At 67.3% G+C, this 13,487-nt stretch carries 13 protein-coding genes and 1 other RNA gene; 9 read left to right on the forward strand and 5 right to left on the reverse strand.

Annotated elements, in window-relative coordinates; all coding sequences use genetic code 11:
* The first annotated feature begins 33 nt into the window (after nucleotides 1–33).
* A complete protein-coding gene (prfB, locus tag BHD05_RS07485; protein ID WP_161885877.1) occupies nucleotides 34–1,140 on the forward strand; it encodes a peptide chain release factor 2 in 1,107 nt (368 codons plus the stop codon).
* Here prfB and BHD05_RS07490 read toward each other — a convergent pair.
* Nucleotides 1,137–2,564: a cryptochrome/photolyase family protein gene (locus BHD05_RS07490; protein WP_161885878.1), complete on the reverse strand. Its 1,428-nt coding sequence runs from the start codon at nucleotides 2,562–2,564 to the stop codon at nucleotides 1,137–1,139. The two genes, prfB and BHD05_RS07490, sit on opposite strands and share 4 nt — an antisense overlap.
* 120 nt (nucleotides 2,565–2,684) lie before the next feature.
* Between BHD05_RS07490 and ftsE the strand changes: the two genes are divergently transcribed.
* The 3 genes from ftsE to smpB all read left to right on the forward strand — a co-directional run bounded on the left by ftsE (nucleotide 2,685) and on the right by smpB (nucleotide 4,862).
* Nucleotides 2,685–3,401: a cell division ATP-binding protein FtsE gene (gene ftsE / locus BHD05_RS07495; RefSeq protein ID WP_161885879.1), complete on the forward strand. Its 717-nt coding sequence runs from the start codon at nucleotides 2,685–2,687 to the stop codon at nucleotides 3,399–3,401.
* Entirely contained in the window at nucleotides 3,398–4,315 is a 918-nt protein-coding gene (ftsX, locus tag BHD05_RS07500; RefSeq protein WP_161885880.1) for a permease-like cell division protein FtsX, read from the forward strand. Before ftsE ends, ftsX begins: the two co-directional genes overlap by 4 nt.
* Nucleotides 4,316–4,385: 70 nt before the next feature.
* Nucleotides 4,386–4,862, forward strand: a complete 477-nt coding sequence (gene smpB / locus BHD05_RS07505) for an SsrA-binding protein SmpB (protein ID WP_161885881.1) — start codon at nucleotides 4,386–4,388, stop codon at nucleotides 4,860–4,862.
* Nucleotides 4,863–4,905: 43 nt separating this feature from the next.
* Here smpB and BHD05_RS07510 read toward each other — a convergent pair whose 3' ends face one another.
* Nucleotides 4,906–5,580, reverse strand: coding sequence for an SIMPL domain-containing protein (locus BHD05_RS07510; RefSeq protein WP_161885882.1), 675 nt, complete (start codon nucleotides 5,578–5,580; stop codon nucleotides 4,906–4,908).
* 157 nt (nucleotides 5,581–5,737) lie between these two features.
* Here BHD05_RS07510 and ssrA point away from each other — a divergent pair.
* Nucleotides 5,738–6,113: a transfer-messenger RNA gene (gene ssrA / locus BHD05_RS07515) on the forward strand.
* A gap of 16 nt (nucleotides 6,114–6,129) precedes the next feature.
* On the opposite strand, the gene BHD05_RS07520 is transcribed toward ssrA, so the two are convergent.
* The gene (locus BHD05_RS07520) at nucleotides 6,130–6,693 is read right to left on the reverse strand and encodes a flavodoxin domain-containing protein (RefSeq protein ID WP_161885883.1); all 564 of its coding nucleotides are present in this window, start codon (nucleotides 6,691–6,693) and stop codon (nucleotides 6,130–6,132) included.
* Nucleotides 6,626–7,555: a universal stress protein gene (locus BHD05_RS07525; protein WP_161885884.1), complete on the reverse strand. Its 930-nt coding sequence runs from the start codon at nucleotides 7,553–7,555 to the stop codon at nucleotides 6,626–6,628. Before BHD05_RS07525 ends, BHD05_RS07520 begins: the two co-directional genes overlap by 68 nt.
* Nucleotides 7,556–7,832: 277 nt before the next feature.
* Here BHD05_RS07525 and BHD05_RS07530 point away from each other — a divergent pair, with 277 nt between their 5' ends.
* The 4 genes from BHD05_RS07530 (at nucleotide 7,833) to BHD05_RS07545 (ending at nucleotide 12,705) form a co-directional block, all read left to right on the forward strand.
* Nucleotides 7,833–9,545: a sensor histidine kinase gene (locus BHD05_RS07530; RefSeq protein ID WP_161885885.1), complete on the forward strand. Its 1,713-nt coding sequence runs from the start codon at nucleotides 7,833–7,835 to the stop codon at nucleotides 9,543–9,545.
* A complete protein-coding gene (locus BHD05_RS07535; RefSeq protein WP_161885886.1) occupies nucleotides 9,542–10,204 on the forward strand; it encodes a response regulator in 663 nt (220 codons plus the stop codon). The genes BHD05_RS07530 and BHD05_RS07535 overlap by 4 nt, the downstream gene beginning before the upstream one ends.
* Before the next feature lie 73 nt (nucleotides 10,205–10,277).
* Nucleotides 10,278–11,135 carry a universal stress protein gene (locus BHD05_RS07540; RefSeq protein WP_161885887.1) on the forward strand — a complete coding sequence of 286 codons (858 nt, stop codon included), beginning with the start codon at nucleotides 10,278–10,280 and terminating at the stop codon, nucleotides 11,133–11,135.
* A gap of 64 nt (nucleotides 11,136–11,199) precedes the next feature.
* A complete protein-coding gene (locus BHD05_RS07545) occupies nucleotides 11,200–12,705 on the forward strand; it encodes an MFS transporter (protein WP_161885888.1) in 1,506 nt (501 codons plus the stop codon).
* Here the strand turns inward: BHD05_RS07545 and BHD05_RS07550 are convergent.
* Complete coding sequence (locus BHD05_RS07550) at nucleotides 12,702–13,457, reverse strand: inositol monophosphatase family protein (RefSeq protein ID WP_236966736.1); 756 nt, start codon at nucleotides 13,455–13,457, stop codon at nucleotides 12,702–12,704. The two genes, BHD05_RS07545 and BHD05_RS07550, sit on opposite strands and share 4 nt — an antisense overlap.
* Between the last annotated feature and the right edge of the window lie 30 nt (nucleotides 13,458–13,487).

Here is a 13,487-nt window from a genome sequence, read left to right on the forward strand (position 1 = left end):
TCCACGCCGGAGCACCGGTAGGCTGGGGCGGACATGAGCGAGCTCGATATATCCGACCAGATTGCCGCCCTTCGATCGACGTTTGCGGACATCCGTTCCGTCGTCGACGTCGAACAACTCGAGTCCGACATCCGGGAGCTGAGCGAGCAGGCCGGCGAACCGGACCTCTGGGACGATCCCGCCGCCGCCCAGAAGATCACCAGTGCCCTGAGTCACCGACAGTCCGACCTCGCCAAGATCACGAGCATCGAGTCGAGACTCGACGACCTCGAGGTGCTTGTCGAGATGGCCAACGAGGCCGACGACGCCGACTCGGTGGCCGAGGCGCAGCAGGAGCTCGCGAGTATCCAGAGGGTGCTCGGCGACCTCGAGGTGCAGACGCTGCTCAACGGCGAGTGGGATGCCCGGGCCGCCGTCATCACGATTCGCGCGGGCGCCGGCGGTGTCGACGCGGCCGACTTCGCCGAGATGCTGCAGCGCATGTACCTGCGCTGGGCGGAGCAGCACAACTACGCCGTGACGGTGCTCGACACGAGCTACGCAGAGGAGGCGGGCATCAAGTCGACGACGATCGAGGTGGATGCGCCCTACGCGTTCGGCACCCTGAGTGTCGAAGCCGGAACGCACCGGCTCGTGCGGATGAGCCCGTTCAACTCGGCGGGCAAGCGCCAGACGAGCTTCGCGGCCGTCGAGGTGGTGCCGCTGATCGAGCAGATGGAGTCGATCGAGATCCCAGAGGGTGACATGCGGGTGGATGTCTTCCGCTCGAGCGGTCCGGGCGGCCAGTCGGTCAATACAACCGACTCCGCGGTGCGCATCACCCACCTCCCTAGCGGCATCGTCGTGAGCTGCCAGAACGAGAAGAGCCAGATCCAGAACCGAGCGGCGGCACTGCGGGTGCTGCAGTCCCGGCTGCTCGTGCTGCAGCGCGAGGAGGAGGCGGCCCAGAAGAAGGAGCTTGCCGGCAACATCACCGCGAGCTGGGGCGACCAGATGCGCTCCTACGTGCTCGCGCCGTACCAGATGGTTAAGGACCTGCGCACGAATCACGAGGTCAACAACCCCTCGAATGTGTTCGACGGTGACCTCGACGGCTTCATCTCGGCTGGCATCCGCTGGCGCAAGCGCGACCAGGGCTAGCCGGCGGGTGGGGCGGATGCCGCCGCGCCGCGCTTGACCGCCTCGAACGCGGCGAGGGCGGCCTGCCTGGTCTCGCCGAGGTCGACGATCTGCCGCGGGTAGGCAGCGGTGCCGAGCTCGGGGATGAACTCGTGCGCGTAGTCGCCGGTGGGGTCGAACTTCTTCTGCTGCAGCTCAGGATTGAAGACGCGGAAGTAGGGGGAGGCGTCGGCTCCGGAGCCGGCCACCCACTGCCAGCCCGCCGCGTTGCTCGCCGGGTCGGCGTCGACGAGGGTGTCCCAGAACCACTCCTCGCCGATCCGCCAGTCGATCATGAGGTTCTTGATGAGAAACGACGCGGCGATCATGCGCACCCGGTTGTGCATGTAGCCGGTCTTCCAGAGCTGGCGCATGCCGGCGTCGACGAGCGGGAACCCCGTCTCGCCCCGCTGCCAGGCGCGCAGGGCCCGCGCATCCGGTTCCGGCCACGGGAACGCATCGAACTCTGGGCGGAAGTTGCGGGTCGCGAGTTCGGGGTTGTGGAACAGCAGGTTGTAGCTGAACTCGCGCCAGCCGATCTCGGCGAGAAACTTCGTGGCGCTCGTCGCCCGCCGGGCAGAGGCACCGCGGCGGGCCTGCTCGGCGGCGTGATACACGGTGAACGGGCTCACCTCGCCGAAGCGGAGGTGGGGGGAGAGGTTACTCGTGGCGAGCACGGCGGGCTCGTCGCGGTGCTCGGCGTAGTCGTCGAGGGTCTGCTCGATGAAGAATGCGAGCCGCTCGATCGCTCCGTGCTCGCCCGGTGTCCAGGCGTCGCTGAGGCCGCCGGCCCAGTCCGGGCTGGTCGGCCGCAGAGCCCAGGAGGTGAGTTCGTCGCTCGCCACGGCGTCGTCGAAGGGCGTGATGGCGTCGGGGGAGGGGAGCGGATGCCGGGGCTCGCCCTTCGCCACGCAGGCGCGCCAGAACGGGGTGAAGACGGAGTAGTTACCGCCCTGCTGTGTCGTCACGGTCCAGGGCTCGTGCAGCAGTGACCCCTGAAAGCTGCGGGCGTCGATCCCGGCATCCGTTGCGGCCTGCTTGATCTCGGTGTCGACGGCGCGCTCGGCGCCGCCGTAGCGCCGGTTCCAGACCACGGCGCCCGCGCCCGTCTCGGCAACGAGGCTGAGGATCACGGCTGCCGCTGGGCCTCGCCGCAGCACGAGCCCGCCGCCGATCTCCTCGAGCGAAACGGAGAGCGCGAGGAGGCTGTCGTGTAACCACCACTTCGAGGCGGCCCCGAGTGGGCGGATACCGCTGCTCTCCTCGTCCAGCACGTACACCGCGACGATCGGCTCGCCCCGCTCCACAGCGGCCTGCAGCGCGGGGTTGTCGGCGAGGCGGAGGTCGTCGCGAAACCAGAGGATCGTGGGGCCGTCGGGGGAGTCGTTCGCCTCGCGCGCAGTCATCCGGCCAGCCTACGGGCGGTGTCTGGGCGCCACCGCACGCTGGGAAAGGCCGTCGGTGTTCGACCGGATGGGCCTGTCGATGAGCTGATAGCCAGCATTGGTGCCTAGGCTTGGTGGGTCATGATTCTTTTAGACCAGGTATCCAAGCTCTACTCCGGGAACGCGCGACCCGCCCTGAACTCGGTCTCACTCGAGATTCTCAAGGGCGAGTTCGTCTTCCTCGTTGGCGCATCCGGCTCGGGAAAGTCGAGCTTCCTGCGGCTCGTCCTCAAGGAGGAGAACCCGAGCAAGGGCCGTATCCACGTGCTCGGTCAGGATCTCGGCCGGCTCACGAGCCGCAAAGTGCCGTACTTCCGACGCAACCTCGGAGTCGTCTTCCAGGACTTCCGCCTGCTGCCGCAGAAGACGGTGTTCGCCAATGTCGCGTTCTCGCTGCAGGTGATCGGCAAGAGCAAGGGCTTCATTCAGGAGGCGGTGCCCGACGTGCTCAGGATGGTCGGGCTCGCCGGCAAGGCCTCGAGGCTCCCGCATGAGCTCTCCGGTGGAGAGCAGCAGCGTGTGGCTATCGCGAGGGCCATCGTCAACCGCCCCGCGATCCTGCTCGCTGACGAGCCGACAGGAAACCTCGACCCGTCGACGAGTGCGGGAATCATGACGCTGCTCGAGCGGATCTCGACGAGCGGGACCACCGTGATCATGGCGACCCACGACGCCGGCATTGTCGACCAGATGCAGCGCCGCGTGATCGAGCTCGTGAGCGGGCAGGTCGTGCGCGATGAGCGCGAGGGTGGATACCAGACGCAGGGCATCACGCTCACCAAGGGGTTCCCAGAGTGAGATTCGGCCTCATCATGTCGGAGGTCGGAAACGGCCTCCGCCGCAACGTCTCGATGGTCATCTCGGTGATCCTCGTCACCTTTATTTCGCTCACGTTCGTCGGTGCGGCGATCCTCCTGCAGTCCCAGATCGGCCAGATGAAGGGCTACTGGTACGACCGGGCGCAGGTTGCCGTGTACTTCTGCACCGATTCATCCGAGATCGGCAACTGTGACCTCGCCGAGGCGACGGAGGAGCAGAAGGGGCTCGTCGAGGCTCAACTGGCCTCGCCGGCGCTCGCCTCGCTCATCGATCGCTACGAGTTCGAGAACCACCAGCAGGCCTATGAGCGCTATCAGGAGCAGTTCTCGGACAACGAGTTCGCCGACTTCGTCACGCCCGAATTCCTCAACGAGGCGTACTGGGTGAATTTGAAAGACCCGACCCAGTCGGATGCCCTCGTCGAGAGCCTCTCGACCCTCGCAGGGGTAGAGGAGGTGAAGGACCAGCGCAAGTACCTCGACCCGATTTTCTCGGCGCTCAATGCCGCAAGCTTCACCGCGATCAGCATCGCCGGGCTCATGCTCATCGCGGCGGTGCTGCTCATCGCCACGACGATTCGGCTCTCCGCCTTCTCCCGGCGGCGCGAGCTCGGCATCATGCGCCTCGTCGGCGCCTCCAACCGCTTCATCCAGACCCCCTTCATCCTCGAGGGCGTGATCGCCGCGCTGATCGGATCGACCCTCGCGGCGGGCGCCGTGCTCGCGATCGTGCGGTACTTCGTGCAGGGCTATCTCGGATCCACGCTGGAGACGACCACGGCCGTGGTCGGCATGACCGACGCGCTCATCGTCGCACCGGTGCTGATCGTCCTGGGTGTCGTGCTGGCTGCGGCGTCCGCGGGAGTAGCGATCAACCGATACCTCAAGGTCTAACCGTGCAGGTTCCGACAGCTAGACTGATGGGCTGTTCGGGCGAAGCCGAACCACGATAACGGAGGCAATTGTGCCCAGGGAGCGCGGCCAGAAGGTAGTGGCGAGCAATCGCAAGGCCCGCCACGACTACACGATCGAAGACACCTACGAGGCGGGACTCGTGCTCACGGGCACCGAGGTGAAGTCGCTGCGCGCCGGGCGTGCGTCGCTCGTCGACGGATACGCCTTCGTCGAGTATGGGGAGGCGTGGCTGGATGCCGTGCACATCCCGGAGTACAACGAGGGCACCTGGAACAACCACCCGCCCCGGCGCAAGCGGAAGCTCCTGCTGCACAAAGCCCAGATCCTGAAGATCCACAACAAGATCAAGGAGGGCGGCTACACCATCGTGCCCCTCTCGATCTACTTCAGCGACGGACGGGCGAAGGTCGAGATTGCGGTCGCCAAGGGCAAGCGCGAGTACGACAAGCGCCAGACGCTGCGCGAACGTCAAGACAAGCGTGAGGCCGATCGCGCGATGGGCGCGCGCCGCCACCTCGGCGACTGACTACCGTAGGTGACCCACCGCGGCGACGCAGGGAGCGGGACGATCAGGTCGCGAGGAACCTCGCGTCGATGACCGCTGCGATCTCGATGTCCTCCGGCTTGAGGGAGAGCTCGGGGCCGGCCGACTCGGCGGCTACACCCAGGCGGAGGCTGCTCGCGGAGGGCCCTTGGCCGGCGCGCGGTGACAGGTCGCTCAGCATCCCCTCGTCGGCGAGGGCGATCGCCCGCACGGTGCCGAGGCCGATGCTCTGCGCGTAGACGGTCGCCTTCGCGACGGAGTCCTTGACGGCACGTGAGCGCACCTCGGCCAGCGCGCCGAGCCGACTGGTCTCGGTGAGCGTCCACTCGATGTGATCGACGGTGACACCCGAAACCGGCACGACGTCTTCGACGAAACGGGCGAGATGCACGAAGTCGCTGAACTTCACGGTGAAGCCGATCTGGGCGTGGAACACGGGGTCGAGCTGGAGGCCGTTCGCGTTCCACGGCTTCTCGGTCCAGATCTGCACGTTGTCGCTCGCCCACCAGGTGATCGGCCCGCTGGCGCGGTCGTGCGCCCCGGTGATGCGGCCGCGCACGAGGTCCGCCGACTCGTTCGTGGCCGAGAAGACCCCGTCGCGGTTGCTGCCCTCGAGGTGTACTCCGAGGAACAACGTCGCGCGCTCCGGCGGGTAGTAGGCGGAGAATTGTCCCTGCACGGTGATGACGGTCTCGCTCATAGCTGGTCGACCCTTCCTGGGTTGCCGGTGTTGCTCCAGCATCCTCTCACCTTCCTGAACGCTGGTGAATTCGGCGCGTGGGGCTTAGAATGGAGGGCTGCATCGTTTTCGGTGCAGCACGATTGACAACTCAATAGCGCGTGACTGTAACCACCTTGGGGATGATCGGTTTCGACATTGCCTGAGCAACTGTGAGAAGCGGGTCGAGGATGCAGGGTTATCTCGTTAACGATCTCTGCAAAATATAAGTGCCAATTCAAAGCGCACTGACTTCGCCCTCGCTGCATAAGCGAGCGCACTAAAGAAGTCCGTCGGTCCGGGAATGCTCTCTACCCGGTCACCGGCGCAATCTTAGAGAGCTTGTTCCGTCGTTCCGCCTTGGGGCGCCGGGAGACTTAAACCAGGGCTGGGCTTGTCGGAGTAGGTGCCAGTGGCAAATTCCGGAGCCGAGTAGAACGATTTCACTGGATACACCCGTAGAAGGCACAGAAACACAGCAGTGGACGGGGGTTCAATTCCCCCCATCTCCACCAACGGAGCAGTCACGCGCTATTGAGCCTCAGCGCCGGAGTTCTCATGACCGATGCGGCGCTCGGCAGCGACCTCCGCGATCCGCTGTCCCCACTCCCTGGCGCGATCCTCCTCCCCGCCGGCGAGTTCGTTGTGCATCGAGACGACGAAGCTCTCGGCGGGAACGATCGCCTCCATCCGTCGCCTGCCGAGCATGCGGTTGATCGGTGTCGACGCCGCGCCGGTGAACAGGCGGATCATGTCGGCCCTCGTGTCGAACGCGGCGTAGAGATGGGGAAGGGGAGGCTCGGAGTCCAGCCACTCCCGCACCCCGCGCCCGGGTGCATGCGGGTCGAGCTGCAGGTTCCGCTCCGGGTCGGCGGCCCACTCCTCTGCCTCCTTCCTCGACGACTGTGTGCTGAGGCTGTGTGCGTGCGTCGGAGCCCCGATGATGACGAGGTCGGCGTCGCCGAGCGGATCCATCTGCTCGCTGGTGACCGCGACGACCTCGACGCTCACACCCGGGCCCAAGCCCTCAGCGATTGCGCCCGCGATCCTGTGGGTGTTCCCGAACATCGACTCGTACACGATCACTGTCTTCACGGTGGTTCCTCTCGAGTGGCGCTGGCTGGTCGGTGGCGTGCACGATGATTGTGGGCCCGGCGATGTTGATGAGCACGTCGTGGCTGACCGAGCCCAGCATCATCCGCTCCGGCCCGGACCGGCGTGAGCTTCCGAGCACGAGGAGGGCGGCGGATGCGGCGGCGGCGGTGAGTGCCTCGGCTGGGGGCCGGTGCACCACTCGACGGTAGGCGACGGTGTCATGACCGGCGGTGAGGGCCGCTGTCGCGAGAAGCTCCTGAGCGACTTCGTCGGATCGATTGTCGTGGAGGCGCTGCTGTTGGTCCGGCTCTTTGCGGAAGCCCATGGACCAGCCCCAGGCGCGGACGAGCGTGAGCGGCTGCCGCGTGTGGCGCGCTTCGGCCGCCGCGAACTCGATCGCGGCAGAGGAGGCGGGAGACTCGTCGACGCCCGCGACGATTCCGTGCCGGGCGTTCACGGGGGATTCCGGGATGATGGCGACGGGCACGCTCGAGCCCCCTGCGAGCTGAAGGCTTCGCGAGCCGAAGACCTTGCCGTGCACGAAGCCGGTCTTGTGGGTTCCCACGACGACGAGTTCGGCTCTGGCCGACGCGGCGGACAACTCGCGCATGGGGCTGCCCACCCGCAGCTCGCCGCGCACCGCGACGCCGGGTTCGAGCGAACGTGCGTGCTCGACCTCGCGTTCGACGAAGAGCCGCGGAGCGGCGAGGCCGCCCACTATCGACCGGATCGCGTTCGGGTCGTCGTCCATGACATGCACGAGAAGAACGTCGGACCCGGTGGAGGCGGCGCGCCGCACGCCCCATTCGACCGCGCACCGGCTGGGCGTCGACCCATCCACCCCGACCACGATCGTGCCCATGCGTTTCTCCGTCCGACCTTTGCACCACAGTGACACCGCCGAGCAGGGTTCGACAGGCACCAAAGTCCCCAATTAGCGAGCGGCGGCGGATGCGGGAACGACACCTGCCTCACTGTCGTCGGAAACCTCGCCGGATCGGCGGTTATCGAGGTGCTACCACACCCCGCGGCTGACCGCCCGGGGCTGTCCGCGCTAGGGAGAAGCGAATAGGCTCTGGCCCTGATGGGCCGGACTTCGCGTGGTGTTCGGGACTACTCGAACTCTCTGGAGGGGTCTGATGGAGCAGGACGGTTTCCTGAGTTTCCCTGATGCCCCGCGAGACGGCCTCGACCGGGTGCTGGGCGAGCTCGTCGAAATCGCCAACGACGTGCTGACGACTCAGGGTCGGCTCCGCGCGCTGCTGCGTGCGAACCAGCTCGTCGTGCAGCAACTCGATCTTCCGATTGTGCTGCAGCGCATCGTTGAGGTGGCAGTCGAGCTGGTCGGTGCGCAGTACGGGGCGCTCGGCGTCATCGCCCCGCACGGCGGGCTGGAGCAATTCATCCACACCGGTATGCCGCCAGAGGCGGTCGAGCGGATCGGCCACCTTCCGGAGGGGCTTGGGCTGCTCGGCGCTCTCATCGATGACCCGCACCCGATCACCCTGCGCCACATCAACGACGACCCGCGATCAGTCGGGTTTCCGCCTGGGCACCCGCCGATGGACAGCTTCCTTGGCGTACCCGTGCGCGTGCGCGATGAGGTGTACGGCAATCTGTACCTCACGAACCGCACCTCGGAGGCGTTCACTCCCGAGGATGAGGAGCTCGTCATCGCGCTGGCCGCGACCGCCGGGTTCGCGATCGACAACGCGCGACTATTCGCCGAGACGAAGCGTCGACAGGCGTGGGCAGCGGCGTCGGCGGAGATCACCGCCGCGCTGCTCTCGGATGAGTTCAGCGACTCGATCGCGCTGCTGGCGACCCGGGTACTGACCCTCTCCGAGGCCGCCCTGGTGTGTGTGATGGTGCCGACCTCGGATCCGAGCCATCTCATTGTCGGCACGGCGCGAGGACAGGATTCCGAGCGTTGGGAGGGCGCGCGTGTGCCCGTCGCGGGCTCGCTCGCCGGGCGGGTGATGGTCGGTCGCCAGCCGCGCCTGGTCGAGGAGGGCGATGAGACGGTCTCCGTCGTGCACGAGGACTACCGATTCGGTCCGACGATGGCTGTGCCGCTTCTCGCGTCGGGGCGTGCGCTTGGGGTGCTGACCGTCACCCGCCGACTCGGCGACCACTCCTTTTCCGAGGCCGACCTCGGGATGGCGGCGGATTTCGCCGGGCAGGCGAGCGTTGCGATGGAACTCGCGACGGCGAGGGCGGACCGGCAGCTGATCATGATCCTCGAGGACCGCAGCCGCATCGCGCGTGATCTGCACGACCACGTCATCCAGCAGCTGTTCGCGACCGGGCTCGAGCTGCAGAGCGTCGTCGGCACCCTGCCCTCCGGGGCGAGTGCGGGGCGCATCGACTCCGCCATTTCGAACCTCGACAAGTCGATCTCGCAGATTCGCACCGCCATTTTCGCGTTGTCCGGCACGCGCGGGCATCAGCCCGACACGCTCAGGCATCGCCTCATCGACGTTGTCAACGAGGTCTCCGTTGGGCTGCCGGAGACGCCGCGCCTGAGCTTTTCCGGCCCCGTCGACCTCGTCATCACCGGTTCTCTCGCGGGAGACGTCGTGGCAGTCGTCCGTGAGGCGCTCACCAATGTCGCGCGGCACGCCGATGCCGAGCACGTCGCCGTCGCTGTTCAGGTGCTCGACGGCTGTGTCGGGGTCGAGGTAACCGATGATGGAGTCGGCATCACCGACCCACAGCACCGCAGCGGACTCGCAAACCTGCGCGAGCGTGCGGTCAGGCTCGGGGGAAGCTTCACTATCGATTCAGACGAGGGGCATACCGTCGCCTCGTGGAGCGCGCCCTACGGGGCCGACAAGGAGGTCAGCGCATGATTGGTGAGACGGTTCGGGTGTTTCTGGTCGACGACCACGAGATCGTGCGCCGCGGTGTGGGAGATCTGCTGTCGGCGGAGCCAGACATCGAGGTCGTGGGCGAGGCGGCCACCGCGGCCCAGGCCCGGTCGAGGGTCGCCGCGATCCGGCCGGATGTCGCGCTACTCGACGTGCGGCTCCCGGATGGCAGCGGAATCGACGTGTGCCGGGACCTGCTCTCCGCCGACCCCGGCATCCGGTGCATCATGCTCACCGCCTACGACGACGACGAGGCGATCTACGCCGCGGTAATGGCGGGTGCATCCGGCTACATCATCAAGGACATCCGCGGTGGCGGCCTCGTCGAGTCGGTGCGCAAGGTCGCCGCCGGCCATACCCTCATGGACCCGTCGCTCAAGCGCAGGGTCGTCGACCGGATGCGGGATGAGGGCCACGAGGATCCGCGGCTCGCGACGCTCAGCGAGCGCGAGCGTGAAGTGCTCGCCCTTATTGCGGATGGGCTCACCAACCGGCAGATCGGAGCGCGGCTCTCGCTCGCCGAGAAGACCGTGAAGAATTACGTCTCGAGCATGCTCAGCAAGCTCGGCCTGCAACGGCGCACCCAGGCTGTCGCAGTGCAGCTCGAGACCCGCGCCCCGCACCCGACGAGGCGCGGGTAGGACCTTCGGCACTTGAGCGGTTCGCTGCACTTCGGAACCGTGGGGGCACGACCGAGCAGAGGGTGGTAGAGCGATGATCGAGAGAACCATAGTGGGCGTTGACGGCTCGGCGAAGTCCAACGCCGCCCTCGAGTGGGCCCTCGGCCGCGAGAGATTCCGTCGTGGGAGCATCGTGCTCGTGCGGATTCTCGACGACACGATCATGTCCGGGGACTACCTCGTGACCGAACGCACGATCGATGCGGCGCGGGACGCCCTCGACTCCCAGCTCAAGGATGTGCGGCGTCGGCATCCGAGGCTCACGATCGGCAGCGAGCTCGTGCAGGGAGACCCGAGCGCCGAACTCGCCCGGTTCTCCGAGGCGACGTCGATGCTCGTCGTCGGCACCCGCAAGCGCAGCGGCTCACGGCGCCGCTACGCCTGGTCGGTCGGCACGAGACTCGCCACGAAAGCGAACGGCCCCGTCGCGATCATCCCGGAGGGCGACCTGCGCAGCTCCGCGGATGTCGTCGTCGGGGTCGACGGATCGGGTGGTTCCGCTGCCGCCGTTCAATTGGCCTCAGCAGAAGCTGCCCACGCTGGCGGCGTTCTCCGCGCCATCCACGCGTGGCAGGAGCCCTTGGCCTGGCAGGATGCCTACGCCCCGGAGGACGAGTTTCTGACATCGCTCGAGGACTCGCACCGCGAACTCCTCGAGCACTCGCTGCTCACGGTCGCTGCGCGCTACCCCGACCTGACCATCGACCGCCAGCTTGTGCACGGCACGCCCGCGTGGTCCCTGCTGGATGCGGCGAAGGAGGCGGGCCTGCTTGTCGTCGGCAACCACGGGCGCAGCGGCGTCTCCCGGTTCCTGCTCGGATCGGTGAGTCACACCGTCGTGCTCAATATCGTGTCCCCGACGATCGTGGTCCGGCAGGACACCGAGGAGTGACCCCGGGGGATAGGCGACAGCCAGCCAATGCCCCGGAACGCGGTATATAACTGGGTTAATCCCCATGTCTGATTCACGCCTCTCCACCGCGCCACCGACCGACCGCGTCCGCTGGCAGATCTTCGCCGTCTGCGTCGCCGTAGCGAGCCTCACGATCCTCGACCTCTCGAAGGTGAACGTCGGGCTGCCATCGATAGAGGAGTCGCTCGGCGCGGGGTCGAGCGAGCTGCAGCTGATCGTCGCCGGCTACGCGCTCGCCTTCGGGCTCGCGCTCGTCCCGGCAGGCCGACTTGGCGACATCCACTCCCGAAAGCTCATGTTCATTATCGGGCTGAGCACGTTCACGATCGCGAGCGTGCTCTGCGCGATCGCGCCCGACATCACCTCGCTGCTCGTCGCGCGCACCATGCAGGGGATCGCCGCCGGGATTCAGATGCCGCAGGTGCTCGGACTGCTGCAGCAGCTGTTCGTCGGCAAGGAGCGCGGGCGCGTGTTCGGCATCTTCGGGGCCACCATCGGCGTCTCCACCGCGATCGGCCCGACCCTTGGCGGCCTGCTCATCGCCATCGGCGGACCGACGGATGGCTGGCGGCTGCTGTTCTGGATGAATGTGCCACTCGGGATCCTCGCCCTCGGTTTCGCGATCCGGCTACTCCCCGCAACGGGGAGGAAGACCGGGGCGCGCACGGAACTCGACCTCGTCGGCATCCTGCTGCTCGGCTTGGCGACGTTCAGCCTCATGCTCCCGTTCGTGCTGACCACGGGCGGTCCGAGTGACAACCCGCTGCGTTGGCTCTGGCTCGCCTCCTTCGCGGCGACGACGGCGATGTTCATCGGCTGGGAGCGCCGCTACCGCCGGCTCGGCAAGTCGCCCGTGGTGCAGTTCTCGCTGTTCCGGGAGAGTTCCTATCGCAACGGACTCCTCGTCGCGACCGCATACTTCGGCGCGCTTCCGGCGCTGTTCCTGATCGCGACCCTCTACCTGCAGCAGGGTCTCGGCATCGAGCCGGTCTTCGCCGGCATGGTCGGCATCACCTTCGCCCTCGCAGCGGCGTTCACATCGTGGCTCGGCGGCCGTCTCGTCGACCGCTACGGCCGGCTGCTCGTTGTGGCGGGCCTCGTCAGCGTGATCGTGGGCTTTGTGCTCGTGATCTGCGCCGCGATCCTGTTGCCCCCGGACCTGTCGCCCTGGTACATGGCGGCGGCGATGACGGTCGCGGGCGCCGGTGGAGGCTTCGTCATCTCGCCGAACCAGACGCTCACGCTCGCACAGGTGCCGGTCGCGATGGCGGGCGTCGCCGGATCGATGAGCCAGGTCGGCCAGCGGGTCGGAACGGCGATCGGCGTCGCGGCCGGGTCATCGACGTTCTTCGCGACGCTCTACCGCGAGGAGGGTCAGGCCAGCTCGCTCTCGATCTACCACGACGGCTTCCGGAACGGCGCGCTCGTGTCGCTCGGGCTCGTGGTCGTGGCGCTCACCTTCGCGCTTCTCGACCTGCGCTCGCGGCGGCTGGCCGCGACAAGCGCCGCGCGGGTCGGCGCATCCGAGCTCGGGCGGGCCGCCGCCTAGTTGAGCAGGCGCAGCACGGCGTCGTGCAGGTGACCGTTGGTTGCGATCGCGGACCCGTGCCAGGGGCCGGGGATGCCGCTTGCCGACGTGAACGCGCCGCCCGCCTCCTCGACGATCGGGGCGATGGCGGCCATGTCCCACGGCTTGAGGTCGAACTCGCCCGCGATGTCGATCATGCCCTCCGCGACCATCATGTACGACCACATGTCACCGTAGGCGCGCGTGCGCCACACCTCGCGGGAGAGCTCGACGAGGCGGTCCAGCATGCCGTAGTCGTCCCAGCCCTTGAGGCTGTTGTAGCTCAGGGATGCGTCGGCGAGCTCGGTGACGCCGGAGACGAAGATGCGCCGTTCGCGATGCTCGTTCTGCGACACTCGCTCGCTCGTCCAGGCGCCCTGGCCGTGGGCCGCCCACCAGCGCTGGCCGAGCGCCGGGGCGCTCACCACGCCGAGCACCGGCACGTCGTCGATCGCGAGCGAGATGAGGGTGGCCCACACCGGGATCCCGCGCACATAGTTGGCGGTGCCGTCGATCGGATCGATGATCCACTGCCGCCGTGTGCCCGCGTCGGTGCCCGCCTCGCTGCCGAACTCCTCGCCGAGGATCGCGTCGTTCGGGCGGGAGTCGGCGAGCCCGCCGCGGATCGCGGCCTCGACCGCCTTGTCGGCATCCGTCACATGGGTCATGTCGGGCTTCATGGTGACGAGGAGGTCGTTGGCGCGAAACCGCTCGATCGAGATGGAGTCGGCCATGTCCGCCAGCTGGCGGGCGAGCTGTAGGTC

Source organism: Marisediminicola antarctica, from assembly GCF_009930795.1.
Taxonomy (GTDB): Bacteria; Actinomycetota; Actinomycetes; order Actinomycetales; family Microbacteriaceae; genus Marisediminicola; species Marisediminicola antarctica.

Excerpts from the sequence above, each read along its gene's own strand:
- BHD05_RS07535 (WP_161885886.1), top strand. The coding sequence starts at position 9,542 with ATGATTGGTGAGACGGTTCGGGTGTTTCTGGTCGACGACCACGAGATC.
- prfB (WP_161885877.1), top strand. The coding sequence starts at position 34 with ATGAGCGAGCTCGATATATCCGACCAGATTGCCGCCCTTCGATCGACG.
- BHD05_RS07540 (WP_161885887.1), top strand. The coding sequence starts at position 10,278 with ATGATCGAGAGAACCATAGTGGGCGTTGACGGCTCGGCGAAGTCCAAC.
- BHD05_RS07550 (WP_236966736.1), bottom strand. The coding sequence starts at position 13,457 with ATGGCCGACTCCATCTCGATCGAGCGGTTTCGCGCCAACGACCTCCTC.
- BHD05_RS07545 (WP_161885888.1), top strand. The coding sequence starts at position 11,200 with ATGTCTGATTCACGCCTCTCCACCGCGCCACCGACCGACCGCGTCCGC.
- BHD05_RS07525 (WP_161885884.1), bottom strand. The coding sequence starts at position 7,555 with ATGGGCACGATCGTGGTCGGGGTGGATGGGTCGACGCCCAGCCGGTGC.
- BHD05_RS07530 (WP_161885885.1), top strand. The coding sequence starts at position 7,833 with ATGGAGCAGGACGGTTTCCTGAGTTTCCCTGATGCCCCGCGAGACGGC.
- BHD05_RS07490 (WP_161885878.1), bottom strand. The coding sequence starts at position 2,564 with ATGACTGCGCGCGAGGCGAACGACTCCCCCGACGGCCCCACGATCCTC.
- BHD05_RS07510 (WP_161885882.1), bottom strand. The coding sequence starts at position 5,580 with ATGAGCGAGACCGTCATCACCGTGCAGGGACAATTCTCCGCCTACTAC.
- ftsE (WP_161885879.1), top strand. The coding sequence starts at position 2,685 with ATGATTCTTTTAGACCAGGTATCCAAGCTCTACTCCGGGAACGCGCGA.